The sequence below is a fragment of the Bradyrhizobium ingae genome, from assembly GCF_055791185.1.
Genome location: NZ_JBVUBB010000036.1, coordinates 61,499 through 83,431, shown reverse-complemented (window position 1 = coordinate 83,431; position 21,933 = coordinate 61,499). Strand labels below are relative to the sequence as shown.

Genomic DNA, 21,933 nt, shown 5'->3' with positions numbered 1-21,933 from the left:
GACTTTACCGCCATCGGGGATGTCGGCCCAATTCTTGTGCCTCTTGGAATAGACCCCGATCGGGAAATTGACCGTCAGCCCCACCGCCTCGATCTTGTAGCCACGGTCGGCCTTCTGGTTGTCGAGATAGGGCTGATTCTGAAACGAGTTGGCCTGGATGTCGCCGGCATCCAGCGCAGCATTCGGCACGACATAGTCGGAAAACTCGACGAGCTGGATATCGAGTCCGTTCTTCGCTGCTATCGGCTTCACCGCCTCGAGAATCTGCGCATGCGGCCCCGGGGTCACCCCAATCTTGATGGTCTCCGCCGAAGCCACCGCCGACCAGGCGGCGAGCACGGTCGAAAGAATCAGAACGGAACGAAACGACATTCTTGGTCTCCAATGGAATTCACAGTCACTGGCCCCGTCATCTCTCGCTTGGCCGGCGATATCAATGAAATGGAAGTTCAAATTTGTCGCTACAAAAGGACAGCGCTTCCCCGGATGGAGCCCAAAAGGAAATGGAACATCGCGCCGCCCGATTGATCGGTGTGCCGATTAGCTCGCGCCGGAACCGCCCTGCACGATCTTCTCGTTCAGCTTCTGATCGACAGTCTCGACCGTGCGGTCGATCTCGGCATTGGGCACGCCGAGCTGATGCGAGATCAGCTTCACCAGGAGGTCAACCCGCTCGATGAAGGGCGCGCCGGCGGCGACCGCGCGGGCGGCAGACGACGGCTTGGGCAGGCTCTCCGCCGCCTTGGCGTATTTCTCGAACGGCACCTGATCCTTTGGATCGGCGCCGAGACGCCGTGCCAGCGCATCGACGTGATCATAGATCGATTGCGAGCGCTTCAGATCAGTGTGCACGGCGTCACGGATCGATTGCGGCTCGTGCGGCGTGATGCAGCGGTAGTTACCGGTGAGGAGCATCGACCATTTCGCGAGCGGCACGAACAGCGAGTCGAACACCTTGAGCTTCACCGGCACGTCGTGGCCGTCGAGCGTGACTGCGTCGATATCGCCTTCGAGCTCGCGCAGCACCTTGTTATGCTTCTCGTCCTCGAACACCGAAGCCTTGAAGTTGGTGGGCAAGCCGACATGCAGCACGTTTGCCGCCTCTTCCGGCGGACGGAAGGCTTGCGGATCTGGCGAGCAGAGCGTCACCAGCCCCGGCTTGAAGCGCTCCCACACCTGCGCATTGGTATAGGCCTCCTCGAGGTCCATGCCTGACAGTGCCGGGATGCGTTTCAGATAGGGCAACGGCGGCATGTTCATGATCGACAGGCAGGGCAGGCCCGCTTCCGCGATCTTGATCACGAGCACCCGCACGGTGTGATTGGTGTATTGCGGCTCCTGCATCGCAAGGCCGACGAGATCGTAGCGGGAGACGTCAACATTGGCCGGCGTCACGGCGTCGAGCTTGCCGGGCAGGTCGCGCGAGAAGATCGCGCGGTGCACCGCCTCGTCGCGCAGCTTGATACGCACCTCTGTTCCGTCGCGATTGATCAGCTCGGCCGTCCTTGTCCGGCACACCAGGGTCACGTTGTGACCCGCCATCAAAAGCTTGGTCCCCAGCAGGGAGCCGTAGGAGGCCCCAAGGATCAGGATGTTGCGCGCCATGCTCTCTCTTTCACTAACGCTCTCTGGCCCAAGCGATCCCAGACGTCCTGGGCGACGCGAGGCCGCCAAGCCACTCAGCATTCTACGGTTTTACGTCCCGCTACGCAGGTATTTGGTATGCCAGCAATGCGCCGCGATGTCTATCGTCAAATGACCGGCCCTTAATCGCAGACGAGGCGGGTCATCCATGGCCCGCCCAACACTGCGCATCCCGTCCCTACCCTGCCAACGTCCACCGCAATGCGGCCCGCGCTCCGTGACGACGCGCGGACCATCTTTTTCCTCGGGCTGCGGCGATCGGGCATATTCCATAAATCAGAATTCTTTCAGGCATCCGTCGCTGCCTGCACTCGCCGTCCCCTCCCGCAACAAGCTCAAATTTGAGCGTTTCCGTTGGACCGACATTAAGCGAGGTCCAATACGCGGACCCGGGCTTTACCGCTCGTTCAAGCATGTGATGGCGAAGTGGCGCAGTTGCCTTACGCTGTTTTGCTTTGAACATTTTCAAGCCGAAAGTTGCACCCATGGTCGAAACCTCATCGCTCCTGCTCGATCTGGAAGAGACTGTTGCAAAAGGAAATCCCGAGAGCTGTTTGCGGGCGATGTGGCACGCGACGGATCTCCTGATCGCAGGAACCTATTCCGAGGATCAGATCTGGACGTTCGGTGAAATCATCGGACGCCTCGCCCAGGAGATCGAAACGACCGCACGTGCACGGCTCGCCGGCAAACTGGCCGCCAGCAACAATGCGCCCTACAAGCTGACGAACCAGCTCGCCTCCGACGACTGCATCGACGTAGCCTGGCCTATCCTCAGACAATCGCAGCGCCTCGACACCGAGACCTTGATCGCTTGTGCCAGGAGCAAGAGCCAGCAGCATCTGCTGGCGATCTCCCAGCGGCAGTCCGTTCCGGAAACCGTGACCGATGTCCTCGTGGTCCGCGGCGGCAACGAGGTCGTCAGCTCGATCGCGGCAAATAGCGGTGCAAGCTTTTCGAATTCCGGCTTCCTGCACCTGGTGCGGCGTTCCGAAGGGGACTCGATTCTTGCTGAATCCGTCGGTCTGCGAAAGGACATTCCCAGGCATCTGTTCCATCAGCTCATCGCAAAGGCTTCCGTCGAAGTGCGCGAGAAGCTCGAGCGCGAGCGTCCCGATATCGGGCCGCAGATCCACAGGGTCGTCGTCGACATCACCGGCGCGGTGCACGCCAGGTTCGGCCCGGCCTCCAAGGATTACTTCACCGCCAAGCGAACGGTCGCAAAGCTGCACGAGCGCGGCGAACTGACCGAAGACAAGGTCTTCGAGTTCGCCCATTCGCTCAAGTTCAACGAAACGGCCGTCGCGCTATCCTTGTTGTGTCCATTGCCCGTCGACATCGTCGAACGCGCGTTGATCGAACGGGATCGCGAGCCGGCACTGATTCTTGCCAAATCGCTGAACTTCTGCTGGCCGACCACGATGGCGCTTTTGTTCCTCGGCGCGCCCAATTACCGCATCACGGCCGGCGAGCTCGATCGGTTGAAACTCGATTTTCATCGTCTCGACGCCAAGGCCTGCCGAGGCATCATCACCCTGTACCGATCCCGCAAGGACGAAGCCGGAAGCGGTCCCTTCCAGCGCCCCCGGAACGCGGTCTAAGAGCGTCGACCTCCGGCGCTGAAGGACACGTTTTCCGGTATTCGTCCGATGGGCTTTTCTGCCTGCCGGGCTTTGCAGCGCGATTGCCCAAGCGCGGCTGATGAACTGGCTGGTCGGGCGCGCGCCATTGCGTCGCCCGTCGCAATCGCGGAGACATCACGATGACGGTCACCATTTATCACAACCCGGCTTGTGGCACCTCGCGCAACACGCTTGCAATGATCCGGCAGAGCGGCGTCGAGCCTGTCATCGTCGAATATCTCAAGACACCGCCGTCGCGCGAACGACTCAAGGAGCTGGCAGCGGAGATGGGTATTTCGATCCGCGCACTCCTGCGTGAGAAGGGCACGCCCTACCGGGAGCTCGGCCTTGACGATCCGAAATGGACCGACGACCAACTGCTCGATTTCATGATGGCCCATCCCATCCTCATCAACCGTCCGGTCGTGGTGACGCCGAAGGGGACGCGGTTGTGCCGGCCTTCGGAGGCCGTGATCGATCTCCTGGAGAATCCCGTAGGACGTTTCGTGAAGGAAGACGGCGAGGTGGTCGAGCCGCGCTAGGCTCGTATCCTGAACGGCAGTCATCTCGCGCGCGATGCCACGTCGCGATGGGCCCAACGATCCGCATCCTTCGCATTTGTCGCAAGTTTTCCGAAGACTTTATCCGGCCGATTTACTCGAATTTTCGTCCCTATGCCCTAGTTCCCCTGCCGGGTTCCACTCGGCCCCGCGAAGCAACATTGCGGCAACGTGCGGGGCTGTTCACGAGCAGCCTCGTGCATCGATCACTGACTTGGCGGGTCGGCATGGCACGCCAGCTCCGCAAGTCGGTCAGGCAAGACGAACTTTGAATGACGATTTTGGAATGACAATGAATTTGGCACGCGAGTCGATCGAGCTTTTGGGGCAGCTCGCGCGGATTTTCCTGTTTGAAGAGGCCAAGCACGGCTTGCGCGACCGGGAATGGATGGCACTGCGCTTCCTTGCCCGTGCGAACAGATTTTCGCGGACGCCTTCGGCGCTGGCGAGCCATGTCGGCACGACCCGCGGCACGGCGTCCTACATCATCCAGGAACTTGAGCAGAAGGGATACCTGGAGAAGTCGCGATCGTCCAAGGACAAGCGCTCCGTGACTCTGAGCGTAACGCAGCAAGGAAAGAAGTTTCTGGGGCGCGACCCCGTCAATGCCCTGGTGGATGCGATTGCGCTGCTCGACGAGGAGCGCAAGACGAGCTTTCGCGACGCGCTACGTCACGTGCTGGACCAATCGGATACCGGCCAGCAGCGCCACCGCGCCGACATTTGCAGAGGCTGCATGTTCCTGAGGGAAACGCACGACAATCCCGAGGGCGCGACGGCCGCCGCGTTCACCTGCCGCCTGTTCCGCGCTGTCGTCACGGATGTCGAGACCGATCTCCTGTGCACGAGCTTCGAGCAACGCAGGCAATGACGCGGGATCAGGGCGCAGTTTTGCGTGCCGGCAGAACCGCGCCGGCGCTGGTCAGCACGAGCAAGCGCCCATTGTCGCTCTTGATCTCCTCGATGCGACCGAGGCCCGGCACCTGCTGTCCGAGAATGGCTTCGACGACGCCGTTCGGCCCCTGAAGGATTGCGATGCCTTCATAGGCCTGACGAACCGACCAGCCTTTCACCATCTTCTTCGGAAGTGCCGCGTGCTCCGGCGGCGACACCGAACCCGTGATCTCGGTGGCAGGGCCTGCCGACGCTACGACTGCCACGGATTGGACGGCAGACGCCGTCTGCGAGACGACGGGAGCCGGTGTCGGCGTCTGGGCCTGAGCAAGCTTCTCGAGCTTCGCGGTCGAAGCCGAATTGACGCGCTCGATGCGATCGAGATTCTCGGCAAATCGACCGAAGCGATCACTCGTCGTCTTGCTCGAGAGATCGACGGCGGTCCGCAAGCCGTCGAGATTCTCCGAGACACCGGAGATCTGACGGCGCAACTGCGCGACCGTCTCGCGCAGGTTCCTGATCTCGGCACTGGTTACAGCGTTGGTTTGACTCGGCTGCGTCGTCAGATAGGCGATGATGCCTGTGCAGGTGCTGACCACCAGACCAACTGCGACCGCCAGGGTCGCAAGCGGTGCCACCCAGGAGGGACGCGGCGCCGGCGGCTTGGAGACGATGACGGCCGGCCGCACCGCGACCGACGCGGGCTTCGGTATCGCCATCTTGTCCAGCCGGGCTTTGGCGCGGATCCGTTTGAGCCCTTCGAGCGCTTCCTTTGCGACCGCTTCATCCGCCGCAACGGCCGAGGCACTCTTGATGCCTGCCTGAGGCGCGGCAGCGCGTGGCGAGGAGCCCTTGCCTCTCGGATCCTGCGCATCACGGCGCTTCGTCGCTGCCCCCAACATGTCTGCCGGTCCATTCGGACGAGCTTGTCCATCGGACGACATTTCAAAATGCTCCGTCTCGGTTCTTCTCACTGTTCGCGAAATTAGAGCACCAAGCTTGTCCGAAACCGGCGCGCTTATAACCATTCGTCATGCCGGATACGACACAAGCGAGCGTAGTGCGTCGGTACGGACGCCCTACAGTGCGGCATCAAAGCCACAGAAGAATCGCGAATTGCATTTGTGGCGATCGTCTGGCGCGACCTGAGTCAAATTGGCGCACCCGCCTCGCGCGCTCATGTGTCGGTGCAGGAGTCAAAATCCGCCGCCAAGGCGCACGTACGCAACTGCACAAAATTGCCGTGATTTCACGGGGCTCGACGACCGATCGAATCTGCGCGAGACAGATCTAGTAAGCATTCTTAATCAATTGTTACGTTCTGAAATATCAAGAAGCAATCAGAAAAAACAAACAGCATCAAACCGGCTTACCAAGAGGTTTGTTCCACGCGCTTGATCGGAATTCGGCAATTGTTACGGTCCTCTCAAGTGATTCTCGCCAGTTGGCGAGGAGAATGACACAGTTCAGCGGCATTCGGACACAATCCGTAACTCGACGCAGCCGAGCCATGTCGTTTTCTCGGTCTGCTCCGCGAGGCCATCGTAAGGCGCTCGCCGAGCCTCACTTCGTAAGCGTTCAGTATCGAGTGGCGTAACAGGCCTGCAGACCGCAGGCGCTGAATGCGTAGGGCTGCCCGCGAACATCATCACCGAACCACAACAAGCGTTCGCGGGGGAATGTCGTCAGACGGCATGGCCGTTGGTTCGGCCGGGGCATCACAAAAACCTTCCCGGCAGGATCTCGGCGAGTGCGAAACAGGGGCGAAAGACTGATGTATATAATCGTTGAGGATCGCGAAAGCGTGGCGAACAGCTACATAGCAGGGCTCGTTCGTGAAGGCGTTTCGTCGATCGGCTTCTCTTCCGGTGAATTCTGGGACTGGCTGCAATCCGCGAGCGAAGCGGATCTCGAAGCCGTCGACGCCTTCCTCTTGGGGGATGTCGATGCGCGCGGAAGCGTTCCGCGCGCAGTACGCAGGCGATCATCGGCTCCGATCATCGCCTTGAGCGGACTGAAGATGCTCAAGAACACACTGGAGCTGTTCGAGGCCGGCGTCGACGACGTCGTGCATGTCCCCATACACCTGCGCGAGATCCTCGCCAGGACCGCGGCGATCGCGCGGCGCCGGATGGGCGACAGCCCGCGGCCCTGCGAGACAAGGATTCAGGTCTTCTTCAACGGCCGCGACCCCGAGATAGGCGGTCATGCCCTGACGCTCCCGCGCCGCGAGTTGCGCATCCTCGAATACATGGTCGGCAACCACGGCAAATGGATCACGAAGACGCAGATCTTCAATGCAGTCTACGGCATCTTCGAGTCGGCCTATGACGAGAGCGTGATCGAAAGCCATGTCAGCAAGCTGCGCAAGAAGTTGCGCGATCGTCTCGGCTTCGATGCCATCGTGGCGCGGCGCTACGTCGGCTACCGGCTCGACATCCCCGTAAGCGAGACCATCGACGAGCCGATCGGAGAGCTCCAGGACGTCGGCATCCTCCTCAACCGACCGCACGCCAGCCCGGCGGCATACTCAGCGAGCGGCTAGCGAGGAGCCCGGATCAGGCACGGTCCCCGCGCTCAGGTGCGCAGGGACCGTGCGCCTGTCCCACAATCTCCGTCATTGCGAGCGCAGCGAAGCAATCCAGAATCGTTCGCGGAGACAGACTGGATTGCTTCGCTGCGCTCGCAACGACGCGGACGAGAGATTTGCACTCCGATTAAGGCTTGGGCTGGAATTCGTCGCGTGAGACGTAGTTGAAATCCTCGACCAGGACGTCCTGAATGACGTCGGCCTGCATACGCTCGTTGACGCGCTGCTTGATGGCGGCCGTCAGGATGGACAGATCGTAACGAGCGAGCTTCCTGAAATCCAGGCGATCGTCCGCGTAGATCCTGCGGAAGGCTTCATCGACCACGAACGGATCCGGCGGAACAGTGAGCTGGTGCATGGTCCGCGCCTCGACCGTGTAGACGAACCGCGCGACGATGTAACCCTGCACATTGCCGTTCTCGACCATGGGCACGCTGAGCGCCCGCGTCTTCTGGTATTGGAGGCCGTCGAGGTATTCGTCCTTGTGCACCAGGCCACCGTTCTCCTTCCAATAGGCGACGGCGTAGCTTCCTCCCGCGGTGAGAATGCATACCCAGAGTCCGGTCAGGAACAGCTTGATCATTTGCCCTCCTGCGAGGTCCTGCCGCTATAGGTGCCGTCCGACTCGGCTTCCCTGATCGCCCGCACGATGATCTCGGCCACCTCGCGCACCGCGTCGTAGTGCATCTCGAGGACTGCGCGGTTCTTCTCGAGCTTTCGCCGCAGGCTTTGGATCTCGTCGGTCACCTCGACCTCCGCGCCGAGGTGGAGCTGCGCGCGCATCAAGCGGACGAATTCCAGCATGCTGCGGCTCTTGCGGGTGCTGAAATCATCGAAGTCGATCTTCTTTCCCGTCTGGAGCGCGAGCGTCTCCTCCTCGATGACACTTTCGAGCCGCCGTATAGCCGCGAGCAGGCCACGCACCTCGTCGAACCTGGGCGGGTCGGCCGCCACGGGGGTGGGTTCGGCGCGTGCATCCGCTAGAGGCACGGGTAATGCCGCGTCGCCCAGGCTCCCCGTCTCCGTCTCCCACTGCTCCGCTGTCATGCTCGTCACGCCTTCCTCTGCCTGCATATGAATTCAGCTCCCCGCTCACCAGCCCACATCATCCGGCCTTTTCCGACTTGGCATCCACAGATGCGGGATGCGCAGATGCAAGTTGCTTCGCAATTCCGATTCCCTTGCCTTGCGCGAGCTGGTTGCCAAGCTGCTCAGCCAGCATCGACCGCCAGATGCCGCCCGCGGTGCCCTTGCCGAACAGGTCCTGCGCGTTCTGCGGCAACATCGTCTCGACGAAGACCTGGAGAACGAAAGCCTCGAACTTGCGGTAGACGTCGCCCGAGGACGGGGCCTTGATGACCCGTACCGGTGCGGCCGCATTCGAGGAATCGAGCGCGGACACCGGCGTGTTTGTCACCACCTGATCGGTGGCGACGCTCGCCGCCCTGGTGGCCTCGGTTTGCATCGTGGCGGCAAAGTCGGCATCCGACGACTTCAGCGCATCGAGCTTCGCGATGGCCGCACGCTGCGTCGCCGGGTCGGCAGCCTCCAGAACGTCGAGGACAACGTCGGGCGTCGGTGTCACGATCATGTATCGACTCCGGCTAGCTGCTTATGGACGTCCAGTCGCGCACACCGGAGTGCGCGCCGGCGATCTCCTCGAGGACCCGCATCTCGGCCTCGCGCTGCTTGCTCGCGATCACGGCCCTGGCGACCTGTTCGAGATGCTTCACGCGCCGGCTCTGCGCATGGACCTGGCCCAGCTGCTTCTCGGTTTCGGCCTGGACCGCGCGGGCCCCGACGCTGGTGGCCGCAAGCCGCCGGGAGATTGAATAGCTCGATGAGCCGGCCGGCAGCTCCGAGCCGTTGAGCGTGCCGACGAGATAGACTTCCTCGTCCTGCAAGTGCTGCCCCCGCTGCCTCAGCTCCGCGAGCTGCCATTCCGAGAGCCGGAGCTGCAGCTTCATCAGCGAGACCATGCGCGTGAGCCTTTCCGCACGTGACGTCATCATTCATTCCGCGAGAAACGACGTCACGCCGATCATGAACTGCGTCAGGAGCTCATCGCTGGTCAGATAGAGCAGCAAGAGCCCGCCGAGCATGACGAACGGCACCGAGATGAAATAGACCGGGATGGACGGCGTCAGCTTGTTGACCAGGCCGACGGCGAAATTGACGATGACGGAATAGACGATGAACGGGCTGGTGATCCGCAAAGTCAGCACAAACGCTTCGGAGAGACGATTCACGAGCTGAGACAGCGCGACGTCGCCGCCAAGCCTGTCGCCGGGATGCCAGACGTCGTAGGAATTCATCAACCCTCTCAGCACTTGCCAGTGCTGGTCGGTCATGAAGAACAACGTGGTCACGGCCGCCATGATCAAAGGGACCAGCGCCGGCGCCGGATCGGTATCACCGACCGGCGTTCCCGGAATGTTGGAAAGCCCGATCGCACCCGCCATCGCCGTCGCCATCGTTTGAAGCGCAAGAAAGAACACGCGCCCGGCGATGCCGATGATGCTGCCGGTGAACAGCTCCGAGCCTATGAGCGAAGCCAGCGTGAGCGGCTGCGCGTCTGCCATGAGCGGCTTCAGCGTCGCGACCAGGATAGGCGCCAGCGCGAAGGTGGTGACGATCGCGACGAACAGGCGGATCTGAACCGGAATGGTGACGCTGGAAAAGCCGGGCACCAGCATCAGGCAGGCGCCGACGCGACAGAACACGATGAAAGTAGCCAGAACGCTATCCGCAAGACCGTTGATCACGACACCGCTCCAAGCGCCCTGATCTCGGCACTGCGCGCCACCTCGACATGCGACAGGATCGGCAGGGTCGGGAACACCCGCTCCAGGATCATGCGGACATAGGGACGGGCTTCCGGGGTCACCGCAAGCACGACGTTCGTGCCCTTCTCGGTGATCTTTCTGACGGCCGCGCTCGCTTCGGTCGCGAATTGCTCGATCAAGCGAGGATCCGCATCGAACTCGACCACATCGCCCTTGGCGTCGCGCTTCAGGCTCTGGTGAAATGCGAGGTCCCAGCGATTGCCGAGACGCAGCACGTTGAGCACGCCGTTGTCGGAGAGATCGCCGCAGATCTGCTGGGCAAGCCGCATCCGCACATGCTCGGCGACCTGTTCCGAACGACGCACATGCGGCGCGATCTCGGCGATCGCCTCGAGGATGAGATGGAGGTTCCTGATCGAGACGCGCTCGCCGAGCAGTATCTTCAGGATCGCCAGCAGCCCCGAATAGGAGATCTGCGACGGGCAGAGATCCTCGACCAGGCGCTTGTATTCGGGATCGAGCCGGTCGAGCAGGCTGCGCATGTCCTTGTAGGACAGGAGCTGGGAGAGATTCGCCCTGATGACCTCGCTCAGATGCGTGAGCAGCACCGACAGATTGTCGACGGGCTTGCAGCCCTGCCGCTTGACCTCCTCGGTGAAGGCCTCGGTCACCCACAGCGCCTTCATGCCAAAAGCCGGCTCGATCACCTCGTCGCCGGGCACGTCGGGCTTGCCGTCCTTGTCCACCAGCACCATGACCTCGCCGAGCCGCAGCTCGCCATGCGCGATCCGCGTGTCGTGAATCCGGATCTGATAACCCTTGGGATCGATCGACAGGTTGTCGGTGAGCTTGATCTCCGGGATCACGAAGCCGTACTGCTTGGCGAACTTCTTGCGGATCTTGGCGACGCGGTGAGCGAGCTCGCTGCGCGAGCCGAGCAGGTGAACCGAAAGCTGGCTTCCCAGCGAGAGCTCGATCTCCGCCGTTTTCAGCGATTCCTTGACGGAATCCCTGGCCTCGGCCTGCGCCCGTTCGTCGGCCTTGCGCGCCTCCTCCTTGCGCTGGGCCGCCGCCTGGCGCTTGGGCAGCGAATAGCCGACAAAGGCCATAACCCCGCCAAGCAGTATGAACGGCGCCAGCGGCAAACCCGGCATGACTGCGAGAACGAACATCATCAGAGCAGCGGCGGACACGGCGCGCGGATAGCCGCCGAGCTGGCGGAGCACGGCCTGCTCCGCCGACCCCCTGGTACCACCCTTCGAAACCAGCAGGCCCGCCGACAGCGAGACGATCAGCGCCGGCATCTGCGACACCAGACCGTCGCCGACGGACAGCTTGGTGTAGACGTCAGCGGCGCGCGCGAGCGTCAGGCCGTGATGGGTGACGCCGATGACGATGCCGCCGAAAATGTTGATCGCGGTGATGATCAGGCCCGCAATGGCGTCGCCTCGCACAAACTTCGAGGCGCCGTCCATCGCACCGAAGAACGCACTCTCTTCCTCGAGCTCGCGACGCCGTCGCTGCGCTTCCTTGTCGTCGATCAGGCCCGCGGATAGGTCGGCGTCGATCGCCATCTGCTTGCCGGGAATGGCATCCAGCGTGAAACGGGCGCCCACCTCGGCGATGCGGGTCGCGCCCTTGGTGATCACGACGAAGTTGACCGTGACCAGAATCGCGAAGATGATCAAGCCGATGACGAAATCGCCGCCCATGACGAACTTCGAGAACCCAGCGACGACGTAGCCGGCGGCCTGTTCGCCCTCCCCGCCGCGCGACAGGATCAGACGGGTGGTCGCAATGTTCAGCGCCAGTCGCAGGATCGTCGCAATCAGAAGCACGGTCGGGAAGGCCGAGAAGTCGAGCGGACGCTGGATCCACAGCGCAACCATCAGGATGAGCGCCGAGAGCGCGATCGAGACCGCGAGGCCGAGGTCGATCAGCATCGGCGGTATCGGCAGGAACAGGATCGTGAGCATGACCACGATGCCGCCCGCGAAGAAGGCGTCCGCGCCAAGTCGTCGCGGGTTCGGCAGGCTCGCAATCAAAGTATCGGCCATGGGTCACCGGCAGGAGATTTCTGCCGTGCAATCTGCCGCGCAAAGCTTACGCGAGGATGGCGGCGGCGAGCCGCGGCTCAGAATCCGTGCTCGATCCGCGAGTACACCATCTCGGTGAAGGTGGAGAGGTGCGCGCCGATGAATGAGCCGGAGACGGCGACGACGAGCAGGATGACGATGATCTTCGGAACGAAGGTCAGCGTCACCTCCTGGATCTGGGTCAGGGCCTGGATGAGCGCGATGATCGTGCCAATCAGCATCGCCGCCCCGACCGCGGGCCCCGAGGCGATGATGATCGTCCAGATCGCCTGCTGGACGATGTCGAGCGCGTCCCTCTCGTTCATGTGCTAGCTGATGGTGAGCCCGGCGCCGACCGGGATCCGCGTGCCGTTCTCGAGCGTGGCGACGGCGCCATCGGTGTTGATCGAGACCGAGGCGATCTTGCCGCTCACGGTCGTTCCACTGCTGTCAGTATAGCTCGCGGTATGCCCGATCAGGCCGTCGGCCTGGGACAGCGCAGAGGAAGAGAGCAGCGCGTCGAGTTTCGAATTGGTCTGCATGGCCTGCTCGACCGTCGAGAGCTGCGCGAACTGGCTCATATATTGCGAGGTATCCATCGGATTGGTCGGATCCTGATTCTTCATCTCGGCGATCAGGAGCTGAAGAAAGGTGTTGTAGTCGACCGTGTTGGTCGCCGTCGTCGTGGTGGTGGACGCGGTCGAGGTCGACTGCGTGCTGGTCGCGTCGGTCGCGCTGGTGACGTTCATGTATCTCTCCGCTGTCAGGCCGCCTCGAAGGGGACATTGGTCGCAGGACCGGCCAGGATCGCCTGCTCCACCGGGAACAGCGCCCGTATTTGCTTCAAGGCTTCGTAGTAGCGGCTCGCTCCGACCATCTGGTCGATCGCGGCCAGGCCCTCCAGCATCCGCTGGTTCTCGCAGACCGCATGCAGGGCGGCGTGATGCTGCCCGTAGAGTGCCGCTGCACCGGCGATGTCGGTCGGGTTCATCAGCATGTGCTGGACGATGAAATAGAGCTGGCGCAACGCCGTTGTCGCGTCGGCCGCCTGCATGACCTGGCCTTCAAGAAGGAACATCACGTCATTGACGAGCTCCAGCGAGACCTTGCGATCCACACGCAGCACCGCGCCGTTGACGTAGATCCGCTCGCCCGCCCGCAAAGATATCTTCATCAGAGCGCGTCTCGGATCACGCGGTTGATCTCGACGAGCTGCACGACGTCGTTTGAATTCTCCGCGCGCAGGCGATCGGCCTCCTTGACGACCCACAGGCCGATCGAGATGATGTCGGCACGGAGCTGCTCGGGCAAGCCGTTCTCCGGGTGCGAGAGATCTTCGATGAAGATCGCCCACAGCCGGCGAACATAGAGCAAGGTTTCAACCAGGTCCTCGGCACTGAAGATGCCCTTGCCGAGGTGCTCCAGCCGGTCGATGCCGAGAGTCAGGGCCATCCGCTCGCGGCCCCGCGCCTCCAGGCTACTCTCTTCCACCACCGCTTCATAAGCTTCAAAAGTCATCAGGACCACTCTGCGCAGGAAAGCGAACGATAGGGCAACGACCAACACTCCGGCTCAGAGATAGTTGATGAGGCTGATCTTCTGCATGCGCGAGGTGAGCGCGAGTGCCGTCTCGATCTGGTTCTGCAACGTATTGACGCGAACCGAGGCTTCGGTCGGATCGACCTTCTCCATGCCGACGATCTGATTGTTGAGAATGTCCTGCTGTGTCTTGAGCTTGTCGGTTGCGGAGGTGATCCGCTGTTGGACCGTGCCGACGCTGCCGCCGAGCACGGCGAGATCAGTCACGGCGTTGCCGACGAGGCCGATGGCCTTGTCCACGACGACCTGGAACGTCTCTTGGCTCAGGTTCGCGTTCCCGAGATCCGCCATCATGGTGTAGGCCTCGGCGAGCTTGCGGAAGCCAGCCTGGTTGGCGCTCACGGACGTATCGGCGACCTCGGTCGTGGAGATACGGCTTTGCATGACCTGGTCTGTGGCCGATGACCAGTTGGTGTTCCAGGCCGGGCTGGCGAACTCGGCATCGAAGGTGGTGTCGAGAAAGGTCTGCATTTGGGCCGGGGTAATGCTGCTTACGCTGGCCGAAGATTGCGAGAAGCCGAAGGTCGACAGGAAATCGGCGTCAACCTGGTTCTTGCTGGCCGAGCCCGCGGTGTAAGCCGTGATCGGAGTGTTCTGCGTGTTGATACCCGAGAAAAGATACGAGCCGTTATAGGAGACGTTCAGCGCGCCGATCAGATCCTGGAGGTTTGAGGACGCAGGCGGCAGGACGATCCGCCCGCCACCATCCGTACTGCGGGCAGCGATCAAGTCCTTGAGGAAGTCCGTTGCGGTCGAGCTGAGCTGAGTGATGCGGTTCTGCGTCGTGTCCAAGCGCCCCGAGACGAGCCCGTTGGTATCGACGAGCTGATCGGCGAAGCTGAAGTCGGCCCGCAGCGTGACGTCGTTTCCCGTCGTGGCACCAAGCTCGAGACCAATATCGGCGAAGCGGCCGGTGGTGGCTTCCTTTGAGGCCTTGGTCAGCGCCGCCTGATTGTTCGTGATCGAGGACCTCAACGAGGAAGACAGCATCAAGGTCGAGATGTAGTTCGCGCTCATCATGACTTAATTCCCCACGGCAGACAGCAGGCTCTGCAACATTTCGTCAACGGTCGAGATGATCTTGGACGACGCCGAATAGGTGCGCTCAACCTGAAGCATCAAGGACATCTCGTCGTCCATGTTGACGCCGCTGACGTTCGAAAGCGCCGCGGTGCTGCGGTCGAGCAGCGTATTCTGGTAGGTAACGTTGTCGTCCGCGACCTTACGCTGGTTTTCGATCCAGCTCGTCGACGACGCCGCGAAGTCGATCAAGCTGCCGCTCGGTTTGCCTTGCGTGGTTGCATCGAATGGCTGCGACGCATCCATGTTGCTAATGAGCTGCTGCAGCCTGGTCGAATAGCCGCCGTTGCCGGCCGTGTTGTATTGGTATGCGGCGTTGCCGCTGATCGCGCCGTCGCGCAGCAGATTTGGGTTGCCGCCCTGCGCCGGATCGACCGACGCCGCGACGCTGATCAGGCCAGCAAGGCCGACCGAGACGGTGGCGCTCGCCGGCATCACCGGCGCGCCGGAGTAAGTGAAGAGACCGGGAACATCGGGGAGCGCTGCGCCCGATTGGTCGCTTTCCCTGAAAGCATTGATCAGGCCGCGCGCAATCTCGTCGAGCTGACCCTGATAGGTGACCGTGTCGTTGTCGCGCAGTTGAGCGAGTCCCGCGAGCTTGCCGGACTTGATCGGCATCACCGAGTTGGCACCGGTCACGGGCACGCCGTCGATATAGACCGCGTTGCCTGTCGTTCCCGCAGTGTAGGCATTGGTCGGCGAAAAGCTCACCGTCCGCGCCGTCTTGTCGAACAGGACGACACCACTGTCGGTATAGAGCGCCGCCTCGCCGTTCGGGCGGATCGACATCGAAACACCGACTTCCTGCGACAGCTTCGAGACGATGCTGTCGCGCTGGTCGAGATAGTCGGTCACGTCGTCACCGGCGATCGTTCCCTTTACGATCGCCGTGTTGACGGTCTGGAACTGCGAGAGCAACTGGTTGATGTTCTGAACCGACGTTTCCATGTCGGCGTCCGCGCCCTCGCGGACCGACTGCACGGTCTGGGTCGCCTGGTTGAGCGCGGTCGCCATGTCCTTGGCCGACGTGACGGCTGCCTGCGCCAGCGTGGTGTTGTCAGGCGCGTTGGCATATTGCTGGAGCGCCTGCTTCAGCGCGTTGAGCTGCGCCGTTGGCGACTGATCGAGCTCCGGATCGTCCACCGTGGCAGATGCGATCTTCTGGAGACCGCCATAGATCGCGCTCTGCGTGGCAGCCGCGGAAGTCGCAGTCAGGACGTTGCTGTACAGACCGGAGGAGGCGGCACGCTGGATCGCCTCCACATAGACGCCGGCCCCGGGAAGATTGTCCAGCACGGTGATCTTGCGCGAATAGCCGGTCGAGCTGGCGCCGGCGATGTTGCGCGAAATCGTCGACGACTGGATGCCCGACGCCATCAGCGAATTGCGGGCGGAGTCGAGGGCTGAGGTAAGGGACATGGCGTGCTCTTGCCCGGGATCGGCGCTGAAGACTTCAGCGCTTCAGGTTGACGACGACATCGAGCAGATCGGCGCCGGTCTGGAACGATTTCGAGTTCGCAGTGAAGCCGCGCTGCGCCTCGATCATCGCGGTCAGCTCGTCGGCAAGATCGACGTTGGAATCCTCGAGCGCGCCGGACTGGATCGTGCCGAGACCGCCCGTACCGGCATTGCCGATCTGAAGGTTTCCGGAGTCGAGGCTCACCGAGTAGACGTTGCCGACTTCAGGCGTGAGGTTGTCGGGGCTCGGGACATTGGCGAGCGCCACCGTATAGATCGGTATCTGCGTTCCATTCTGGAGGATCGCGTTCACCACGCCCTTGTCATCGATATCCACCTTCTCGACGGAAGACGGAGCATTGCCGTTGACAGTGGCCTTGAAGCTGAAGCTCGAAGCTACCTGCGTCATGGCCGACAGGTCCATCGTCATCGCGGCACCGTTGGGAACGTTCACCGACAAGGTCGATGGACCGGTCAACGCACCCTTTCCCACCGCGGTGGTGTCGAAATTGAACGTGCCGGAAGCACCCGCAATCGGCGTTCCCGTCGAGGAATCGTAGACCTGGACCTCCCAGGTGTCCTGGGTCGCGGTCGTCGCGGTCCTCGACATATAGACATCGAGCGTCACGGCTCTGCCGATGTTGTCATAGGCAACGATCGAGCTCTTCGATGAGTACGACGCCGGAGAGGGCGGACCAGCGATGACGGCTGCGCTCGGGTCCAGATTGCCGGTGACGGTCGCCGTGGTCGAAGGCGTGGCCTGAAGCTTTGCCTGATTGATGTTGACGATCTGCATCCCCGCCGTGCTGTTCGAGGAGATGTTGGATACGGCGCCGGGGTAGCCCATCAGATAGAAGCCGGCGGCGTTGACCAGGTTGCCCTGGCTGTCAGGCACGAACGAGCCGGCCCGGGTCAGGAACTGCTTCGTGCCCGCCGAGTCCGACACGACGAAGAAGCCGTTGCCCTGGACGGCAAGATCGGTCGTCGACGTGGTGAACTGCATGTGTCCGGCATCGCTGATCGCGTAGCGGACGTCCGTCTCGACGGCGCCCGAGTCGTAATTGCCCGAGCCGCTCTTCAGGATCAGCGAGGAGAACTCGGTCGACGCCCTCTTGTAGCCGGTGGTGTTGACGTTCGCGATATTGTCCGAGACCGTCGACAGCTTGTTGGACTGCGCGCTCATGCCGGATACACCGGTGCGCATTACGCCATACAGGCTCATGGATGGGGCTCCTTTGATATATTGGGCCTACAATGACCATGCTTGCTTGCGCGGGGCTGGCCGTGAAGCTCGCACATCGTCGTCACACCGCTTCCTTCTGACAGAAAGCACGCGCCTTCTCGGTCCAGGCACCGAACCCGCTCGATACGAGATGATCCACGATGTGGCAGATGTATCGCTTCTGCGCAGGCTGGTTGTTGGGTCCTGCGTTGTAGCGGGCGACCGCCATGGTCCAGCTTCCCTCCCGCTGCTTCAGCTCCTTCAGGAAGCGAGCCGCGTAATCGACATTGCTGGCGGGATCGAACATTGCGCGCACGGAGGCAAACTTGTCGCCGTGATAAAAGTGATTGATCTGCATGCAGCCGAGATCGATCAGCTTGACGCCCCGATGCCGCATCGCCTCGAAATTCGCTATCGCATCGTCGAGGTCCTTGGCAAACACCGTCTGGCCTTCGGCGCCGAGCGCGTAAGGATAGAGCGCGCCGCGACGGCCGGTTTCGGTGAGGCCGACCGCATAGAGGATGCCGAGCGGAATGCCGTGCACTTGCGCCGCACGCGCGATTTCGCGCTCGCATGAACGCGTGCTGCCTGTGCCCGCCGCAGCGGCAGTCGCGCTAGAGATAAACAGGGCCGCGACGAGTGCGCTGGGCCACGTCCTGCTCATGACGCGTCTCCTGGTTGGGCTGGCGCTCGTCCCTCGCCTGCCTTGCTCCTCCGTCGGATTGACCGGACGAAGCGCTCGATCCGTCGAACGCTCCTTGCGCGTTATGCGATTGCGGTTGACCGGAGAGAGAGGGCTGCGACTGGCCTGAGCCAGCCTGAAATCCATCCAGCGCGCCGTGCTGAACCGGCGCAACCTCAGCAACGTAGCCTGCCGATTGCATCAGCTCGCGGATCGAGTCGCGCTGTTGGTCGAGCATCTGGCTGGTGTCCTTGCGGTCGGCCGCAAGATGGACGGAGACGGCCTCGCCGACCAGGCGAAGCCGCACGGTGACATTGCCGAGCGCGGGCGGCTCGAGATTGATGGTCAGGATCTTCAGTGGCTGATCAGGTGAATTGCCCAGCGCTGTGCCGAGATCGGGTGTAGCGGACGACGCCGGCGCCGAGGAGGTTTCCAATTCCGTCACGACGGCGTTCACCACCTGCTGCGGCGCGGTGAACTGCGCAACGGGTGGAAGATGGGTCTCTTGCTGCACGACGGTGACCTTGGCCGCTTCGGGCAACGCATCGCGAGCGGACGCTTTTGCGGCGCGCTCGACATTCGCCGTGACCGATTCGAAACCAGACCCGCCAGGCATGGGCTTTTGCGCCAGCATATCGCCTTGCGGCGCTGTCGCAAGTTGCGGCGCGGCAACTTGCCTCCGCGACCCGGCTTCGGTGGCGTCGGCCGTTTGCGCTTTGGCAACGCTTGCAGCCGCGAGCTCGCGTTCACCAAGAGAGTGCTCGGATCGCGCGGGTGCATCCTTCTTGTCGCCCGGGAGCGACTGCGCCTGCGGTTTGACGACTGCCACAGCGGCAAGCTCTGTCCCGACAATCGTGGGAAAGCTCAGCCGAACCTGAACCTCCGACTTCGGTGTGAGATCGAGCGGATCGTGCTTGCCGGGGCCTTGCGGCTGTTCGGCCGAACCGGCCCTGTCGTCGACCGTTTCTTCCTTTTCCTCGCGCTCGGACAGTTGCGCCAGGCGCGTGCGCAGTGTGCTCGACTTCACGGCCGTTTCGCTTCCGGAATCATTCAAGGCCCGTTTCGCGAGGTTCGACACCGTGTGAAGCAGATCGTGAAAGCCGGAATCCGCGCTGCCCTGCTGGGTCTGGCTCCTTGTGGAGCGGGCCGTTCCGCGCGCATTGATGCTTTCCGCGACAACCGAGAAGAGCTGTCCCGAAGTGCCGTTCAGCTTGGTCATGGGCGGCGGTCCTTGGTCAGAAGCTCCAGCTCCTCGAGCTGCTTTTGCGCGCGCGCAAGAGCCGCGGCCGATGACGCCAGGTCCAGACGCGCCGGCGTGGGCGGCGGCTTGTCGGCGGCGATGGCGGACGGCGCACCGGAGATCGGCTTGCGGACGTCGAGCGCGAGCTGGATGTTTGCGTTGAGAAGGGACGCCTCGCGCTCCGGCAGCTTCGATCTGTCGATCGCCTTCAGTTCAGTGAGGCCACCCTCATAGTCATCGGTGAGCACCCGGGCGCTCCCCCGGAACAGACGCGCCCGCTCGCGATCCCCGCTCCCGTCGGCGCTCAGCGACAGCGCCTGCTCGCCTGCAAGCCGCACCACGGCAAGCCGTCCGTGGACGAGCGCGTTTTTCGCGATCGCCAGATAGAGCTTGAGACGGTTCGCGCGGTCGATCTGGTCGAGCAGCGCCGCAATCCGCAAAAAACGACGCTCGTCGAGCGCAAGACTCGAACGCGTCAGAGCCGAGGAGAAACGCTGCCAGAAATCTCCGGCATAGACCGAGTTGCGATAGTGCCGGATATAAGCCTGCGTCAAAAACTCGAACTTGTCGAAATCCTCCGCCTGCCCAACCAGCAGAACCTCACGCCGCAGCGCCGCCTCTTCCACGAGTGTGCCCGGCAGCAGCAGGCGCGCATCGTCCAGCCGCTCGATCGCGACTGCGGCATCGGCGTTTGCGAGCAGTGCGCCCTGCACCAGCGCGATCTGTCCGCTCATGCTCGAAGGGATCGTGCGCGGCTTGACGTCCTTCAAAAGCTCGCGCGCTTCATCCTGGCGGCCCTCGACATAGGCGAGTGCGCCGTTGAGCAGCCTTTCGTCGACATTGATCCGCTCGCGCGGGAGCTTTCGCACGATCTGCGGCGCGCCGCCGCTGAGCAGGTAGACGACGATGGCCTGACCGTTCTGGGGATTGTTCCAAACGTTCGGATCGGCGACGAGGAATTTGTCACCGATCTGCCTGATCAGTACGAGATGACCGCTTTGCGCCGAGGCGTCGCCGCTGGCGATGCCGTCCTGCACCGCCTGCAACGAACGAACCAGCGCATACGGCTCCTCCGGCTCCGGCGTTGCGGCGAGGACGTTCGTCGCAGCGAACGGCAGCAACAGCAGCGTGAACACTCTCGGGCTGATCACGGGCGCTTCTCCCGGATCAAGATTTCGATCCGACGATTTTGCGCCGCCGCCGGATCGTTCGTGAGCTTTGGCCGACGATCGGCGTAACCCTCGACGTGCTCGATCCGCTGCGCATCGACCCCCGCGCGAACCAGCATGTAATAGGCCATCTGGGCGCGCGCCGTCGAAAGCCGCCAGTTGTCGTAGGTCTCCGACCGGTAGGGCCTGTTGTCGGTATGGCCGCGAACGATGATCGTGCCCGGTCGCTTGGTCAGCAGCGGCCCGATCCTGTCGATGACGCGGACCAGTTCGGGGCGCGGCTCGGCGGAGCCGACGGCGAACATGCCAAAACTCGCGTCGTCGGTCAGACTGACGAGCAGGCCTTCCTCGACCTGCCGCACCTCCGCCACCGGCCCGGCGCCGGCCTTGATGTCCGAGAGCACGTCGGTGATCGCGGCTTGCAGCTGCTTGGCGGTCGGTTGCTGCGTCTGCCCGGCATCCCGCGGGTCAGTGTCCTTCTGGGACTCGACCGGGCGCGACTGGCTCGCAGCGTTCGCCTGCGAATTGGCCTGAGGGCTGGATTGGGCTTTGCCGTCGCGATTGACTGACGACGATGCCGGACTGGGCGGCGACAGAGGCGACGTGGCTGCGGACGTGGCCTGCGCATCGGCTGCGACGGTGCCACCGGCGTCATCAGCCCTGCCGCGACGCGTCGGCTGCTGCTGCTCGCCTCGATCCGCGCCGGCGAAATTTGCGCGCGCTGCAGGGCTTTGGATGGGTTCAGGCTCGCTCGCCTGCCCCTCCTTCGAGGCCTGTGGGGCGAGCTTCCAAAAACCGGGATCGAAGGGATCGCGATAGGCCTCGCCGCCCTTCAGGCCCTCTTCCTCCGCGGCAGCGAGCGCCCCGACGCGCCGCTGCCCCGCCGCCTGGCTCGATCCGGCGGCGATCTCCGCGAGAGTCGCGTAGGGATCGCGGAACAACACCTTTTCCTCGTAGTACGGCGGCTTCTCGGCCGTGGGCGAGTCGCCGCGGCGCTCCTCGCTGCGTCCGGCCGGCATGCGCTTGCCATCCTGGCCATCGGACGCGGCAGGGTCCGTCTTACGGGGATCCTTGAGTCCCTTCGGCGCCGGCGCATTCTCTGCGAGCTCGATCGGATTGAAATAGCTCGCCACGATCTGGCGCTGGTCCTGATTGAGTGCGTTGAGCAGCCACATGACCAGGAAGAACGCCATCATCGCGGTCATGAAGTCCGCGTAGGCGATCTTCCAGACGCCGCCTTTGGCCGGCGCATCGTCGAAGGCGCTGCGCCGGCGGATGATCACGAGCTCTGGCTGGACTTCGCTCACGGCAG

24 protein-coding genes are annotated in these 21,933 nt (G+C 62.7%); 4 read left to right on the top strand and 20 right to left on the bottom strand.

Annotated elements, in window-relative coordinates; translation table 11 throughout:
• A partial coding sequence (locus tag ACV1FX_RS34170) for a MetQ/NlpA family ABC transporter substrate-binding protein (RefSeq protein WP_473121939.1) occupies window positions 1–372 on the bottom strand: 372 nt, incomplete at its 3' end.
• A 168-nt stretch (window positions 373–540) separates the two neighbouring features.
• Window positions 541–1,605, bottom strand: a complete 1,065-nt coding sequence (locus ACV1FX_RS34165; RefSeq protein ID WP_473121938.1) for a ketopantoate reductase family protein — start codon at window positions 1,603–1,605, stop codon at window positions 541–543.
• 524 nt (window positions 1,606–2,129) lie between these two features.
• Here ACV1FX_RS34165 and ACV1FX_RS34160 point away from each other — a divergent pair.
• From ACV1FX_RS34160 to ACV1FX_RS34150, 3 genes are all read left to right on the top strand, one after another.
• Window positions 2,130–3,245, top strand: coding sequence for a DUF2336 domain-containing protein (locus ACV1FX_RS34160; RefSeq protein ID WP_473121937.1), 1,116 nt, complete (start codon window positions 2,130–2,132; stop codon window positions 3,243–3,245).
• Between the two features lie 161 nt (window positions 3,246–3,406).
• Window positions 3,407–3,808 carry an arsenate reductase (glutaredoxin) gene (gene arsC, locus ACV1FX_RS34155; protein ID WP_473121936.1) on the top strand — a complete coding sequence of 134 codons (402 nt, stop codon included), beginning with the start codon at window positions 3,407–3,409 and terminating at the stop codon, window positions 3,806–3,808.
• Between the two features lie 310 nt (window positions 3,809–4,118).
• Window positions 4,119–4,697 carry a MarR family winged helix-turn-helix transcriptional regulator gene (locus ACV1FX_RS34150; protein ID WP_473121944.1) on the top strand — a complete coding sequence of 193 codons (579 nt, stop codon included), beginning with the start codon at window positions 4,119–4,121 and terminating at the stop codon, window positions 4,695–4,697.
• A gap of 7 nt (window positions 4,698–4,704) precedes the next feature.
• Here ACV1FX_RS34150 and ACV1FX_RS34145 read toward each other — a convergent pair whose 3' ends face one another.
• Window positions 4,705–5,664: a hypothetical protein gene (locus ACV1FX_RS34145; RefSeq protein ID WP_473121935.1), complete on the bottom strand. Its 960-nt coding sequence runs from the start codon at window positions 5,662–5,664 to the stop codon at window positions 4,705–4,707.
• An 830-nt stretch (window positions 5,665–6,494) separates the two neighbouring features.
• Here ACV1FX_RS34145 and ACV1FX_RS34140 point away from each other — a divergent pair.
• Entirely contained in the window at window positions 6,495–7,265 is a 771-nt protein-coding gene (locus ACV1FX_RS34140; RefSeq protein WP_473121934.1) for a response regulator transcription factor, read from the top strand.
• A 172-nt stretch (window positions 7,266–7,437) separates the two neighbouring features.
• On the opposite strand, the gene ACV1FX_RS34135 is transcribed toward ACV1FX_RS34140, so the two are convergent.
• The 17 genes from ACV1FX_RS34135 to ACV1FX_RS34055 all read right to left on the bottom strand — a co-directional run bounded on the left by ACV1FX_RS34135 (window position 7,438) and on the right by ACV1FX_RS34055 (window position 21,928).
• Window positions 7,438–7,893 (bottom strand): hypothetical protein, encoded by a 456-nt coding sequence (locus ACV1FX_RS34135; RefSeq protein WP_473121933.1) that lies wholly within the window; start codon window positions 7,891–7,893, stop codon window positions 7,438–7,440.
• A complete protein-coding gene (locus ACV1FX_RS34130; RefSeq protein WP_473121932.1) occupies window positions 7,890–8,384 on the bottom strand; it encodes a flagellar biosynthesis protein FlgN in 495 nt (164 codons plus the stop codon). Before ACV1FX_RS34130 ends, ACV1FX_RS34135 begins: the two co-directional genes overlap by 4 nt.
• A gap of 31 nt (window positions 8,385–8,415) precedes the next feature.
• A complete protein-coding gene (locus ACV1FX_RS34125) occupies window positions 8,416–8,901 on the bottom strand; it encodes a rod-binding protein (protein ID WP_473121931.1) in 486 nt (161 codons plus the stop codon).
• Window positions 8,902–8,914: 13 nt separating this feature from the next.
• Window positions 8,915–9,319, bottom strand: a complete 405-nt coding sequence (locus ACV1FX_RS34120; RefSeq protein ID WP_473121930.1) for a hypothetical protein — start codon at window positions 9,317–9,319, stop codon at window positions 8,915–8,917.
• A 3-nt stretch (window positions 9,320–9,322) separates the two neighbouring features.
• Window positions 9,323–10,075 (bottom strand): flagellar biosynthesis protein FliR, encoded by a 753-nt coding sequence (fliR, locus tag ACV1FX_RS34115; RefSeq protein ID WP_473121929.1) that lies wholly within the window; start codon window positions 10,073–10,075, stop codon window positions 9,323–9,325.
• Window positions 10,072–12,153 (bottom strand): flagellar biosynthesis protein FlhA, encoded by a 2,082-nt coding sequence (flhA, locus tag ACV1FX_RS34110; RefSeq protein WP_473121928.1) that lies wholly within the window; start codon window positions 12,151–12,153, stop codon window positions 10,072–10,074. Before flhA ends, fliR begins: the two co-directional genes overlap by 4 nt.
• Before the next feature lie 77 nt (window positions 12,154–12,230).
• Window positions 12,231–12,497, bottom strand: a complete 267-nt coding sequence (gene fliQ, locus ACV1FX_RS34105; RefSeq protein ID WP_473121927.1) for a flagellar biosynthesis protein FliQ — start codon at window positions 12,495–12,497, stop codon at window positions 12,231–12,233.
• Window positions 12,498–12,500: 3 nt separating this feature from the next.
• Complete coding sequence (gene flgD, locus ACV1FX_RS34100; protein WP_473121926.1) at window positions 12,501–12,920, bottom strand: flagellar hook assembly protein FlgD; 420 nt, start codon at window positions 12,918–12,920, stop codon at window positions 12,501–12,503.
• Window positions 12,921–12,934: 14 nt separating this feature from the next.
• The gene (flbT, locus tag ACV1FX_RS34095; RefSeq protein ID WP_473121925.1) at window positions 12,935–13,345 is read right to left on the bottom strand and encodes a flagellar biosynthesis repressor FlbT; all 411 of its coding nucleotides are present in this window, start codon (window positions 13,343–13,345) and stop codon (window positions 12,935–12,937) included.
• Window positions 13,345–13,689 (bottom strand): flagellar biosynthesis regulator FlaF, encoded by a 345-nt coding sequence (gene flaF, locus ACV1FX_RS34090; protein ID WP_473121924.1) that lies wholly within the window; start codon window positions 13,687–13,689, stop codon window positions 13,345–13,347. The genes flbT and flaF overlap by 1 nt, the downstream gene beginning before the upstream one ends.
• Window positions 13,690–13,743: 54 nt before the next feature.
• Window positions 13,744–14,790: a flagellar hook-associated family protein gene (locus ACV1FX_RS34085; protein ID WP_473121923.1), complete on the bottom strand. Its 1,047-nt coding sequence runs from the start codon at window positions 14,788–14,790 to the stop codon at window positions 13,744–13,746.
• Window positions 14,791–14,793: 3 nt separating this feature from the next.
• Window positions 14,794–16,269 carry a flagellar hook-associated protein FlgK gene (gene flgK, locus ACV1FX_RS34080; RefSeq protein ID WP_473121922.1) on the bottom strand — a complete coding sequence of 492 codons (1,476 nt, stop codon included), beginning with the start codon at window positions 16,267–16,269 and terminating at the stop codon, window positions 14,794–14,796.
• Between the two features lie 34 nt (window positions 16,270–16,303).
• A complete protein-coding gene (locus ACV1FX_RS34075) occupies window positions 16,304–17,530 on the bottom strand; it encodes a flagellar hook protein FlgE (RefSeq protein WP_473121921.1) in 1,227 nt (408 codons plus the stop codon).
• 82 nt (window positions 17,531–17,612) lie between these two features.
• The gene (locus ACV1FX_RS34070) at window positions 17,613–18,194 is read right to left on the bottom strand and encodes a transglycosylase SLT domain-containing protein (RefSeq protein ID WP_473121920.1); all 582 of its coding nucleotides are present in this window, start codon (window positions 18,192–18,194) and stop codon (window positions 17,613–17,615) included.
• Window positions 18,145–19,431: a flagellar hook-length control protein FliK gene (locus ACV1FX_RS34065; RefSeq protein WP_473121919.1), complete on the bottom strand. Its 1,287-nt coding sequence runs from the start codon at window positions 19,429–19,431 to the stop codon at window positions 18,145–18,147. Before ACV1FX_RS34065 ends, ACV1FX_RS34070 begins: the two co-directional genes overlap by 50 nt.
• Window positions 19,428–20,603, bottom strand: coding sequence for a chemotaxis protein (locus tag ACV1FX_RS34060; RefSeq protein ID WP_473121918.1), 1,176 nt, complete (start codon window positions 20,601–20,603; stop codon window positions 19,428–19,430). Before ACV1FX_RS34060 ends, ACV1FX_RS34065 begins: the two co-directional genes overlap by 4 nt.
• Entirely contained in the window at window positions 20,600–21,928 is a 1,329-nt protein-coding gene (locus tag ACV1FX_RS34055) for a MotB family protein (protein ID WP_473121917.1), read from the bottom strand. The genes ACV1FX_RS34060 and ACV1FX_RS34055 overlap by 4 nt, the downstream gene beginning before the upstream one ends.
• Window positions 21,929–21,933 lie beyond the last annotated feature (5 nt).

Excerpts from the sequence above, each read along its gene's own strand:
- ACV1FX_RS34070 (WP_473121920.1), bottom strand. The coding sequence starts at position 18,194 with ATGAGCAGGACGTGGCCCAGCGCACTCGTCGCGGCCCTGTTTATCTCT.
- ACV1FX_RS34120 (WP_473121930.1), bottom strand. The coding sequence starts at position 9,319 with ATGACGTCACGTGCGGAAAGGCTCACGCGCATGGTCTCGCTGATGAAG.
- ACV1FX_RS34085 (WP_473121923.1), bottom strand. The coding sequence starts at position 14,790 with ATGATGAGCGCGAACTACATCTCGACCTTGATGCTGTCTTCCTCGTTG.
- ACV1FX_RS34125 (WP_473121931.1), bottom strand. The coding sequence starts at position 8,901 with ATGATCGTGACACCGACGCCCGACGTTGTCCTCGACGTTCTGGAGGCT.
- ACV1FX_RS34145 (WP_473121935.1), bottom strand. The coding sequence starts at position 5,664 with ATGTCGTCCGATGGACAAGCTCGTCCGAATGGACCGGCAGACATGTTG.
- ACV1FX_RS34160 (WP_473121937.1), top strand. The coding sequence starts at position 2,130 with ATGGTCGAAACCTCATCGCTCCTGCTCGATCTGGAAGAGACTGTTGCA.
- fliQ (WP_473121927.1), bottom strand. The coding sequence starts at position 12,497 with ATGAACGAGAGGGACGCGCTCGACATCGTCCAGCAGGCGATCTGGACG.
- ACV1FX_RS34150 (WP_473121944.1), top strand. The coding sequence starts at position 4,119 with ATGAATTTGGCACGCGAGTCGATCGAGCTTTTGGGGCAGCTCGCGCGG.
- ACV1FX_RS34065 (WP_473121919.1), bottom strand. The coding sequence starts at position 19,431 with ATGACCAAGCTGAACGGCACTTCGGGACAGCTCTTCTCGGTTGTCGCG.
- ACV1FX_RS34075 (WP_473121921.1), bottom strand. The coding sequence starts at position 17,530 with ATGAGCCTGTATGGCGTAATGCGCACCGGTGTATCCGGCATGAGCGCG.
- flgK (WP_473121922.1), bottom strand. The coding sequence starts at position 16,269 with ATGTCCCTTACCTCAGCCCTCGACTCCGCCCGCAATTCGCTGATGGCG.
- ACV1FX_RS34135 (WP_473121933.1), bottom strand. The coding sequence starts at position 7,893 with ATGATCAAGCTGTTCCTGACCGGACTCTGGGTATGCATTCTCACCGCG.
- ACV1FX_RS34165 (WP_473121938.1), bottom strand. The coding sequence starts at position 1,605 with ATGGCGCGCAACATCCTGATCCTTGGGGCCTCCTACGGCTCCCTGCTG.
- ACV1FX_RS34140 (WP_473121934.1), top strand. The coding sequence starts at position 6,495 with ATGTATATAATCGTTGAGGATCGCGAAAGCGTGGCGAACAGCTACATA.
- flgD (WP_473121926.1), bottom strand. The coding sequence starts at position 12,920 with ATGAACGTCACCAGCGCGACCGACGCGACCAGCACGCAGTCGACCTCG.
- flhA (WP_473121928.1), bottom strand. The coding sequence starts at position 12,153 with ATGGCCGATACTTTGATTGCGAGCCTGCCGAACCCGCGACGACTTGGC.
- ACV1FX_RS34130 (WP_473121932.1), bottom strand. The coding sequence starts at position 8,384 with ATGCAGGCAGAGGAAGGCGTGACGAGCATGACAGCGGAGCAGTGGGAG.
- arsC (WP_473121936.1), top strand. The coding sequence starts at position 3,407 with ATGACGGTCACCATTTATCACAACCCGGCTTGTGGCACCTCGCGCAAC.
- flbT (WP_473121925.1), bottom strand. The coding sequence starts at position 13,345 with ATGAAGATATCTTTGCGGGCGGGCGAGCGGATCTACGTCAACGGCGCG.
- flaF (WP_473121924.1), bottom strand. The coding sequence starts at position 13,689 with ATGACTTTTGAAGCTTATGAAGCGGTGGTGGAAGAGAGTAGCCTGGAG.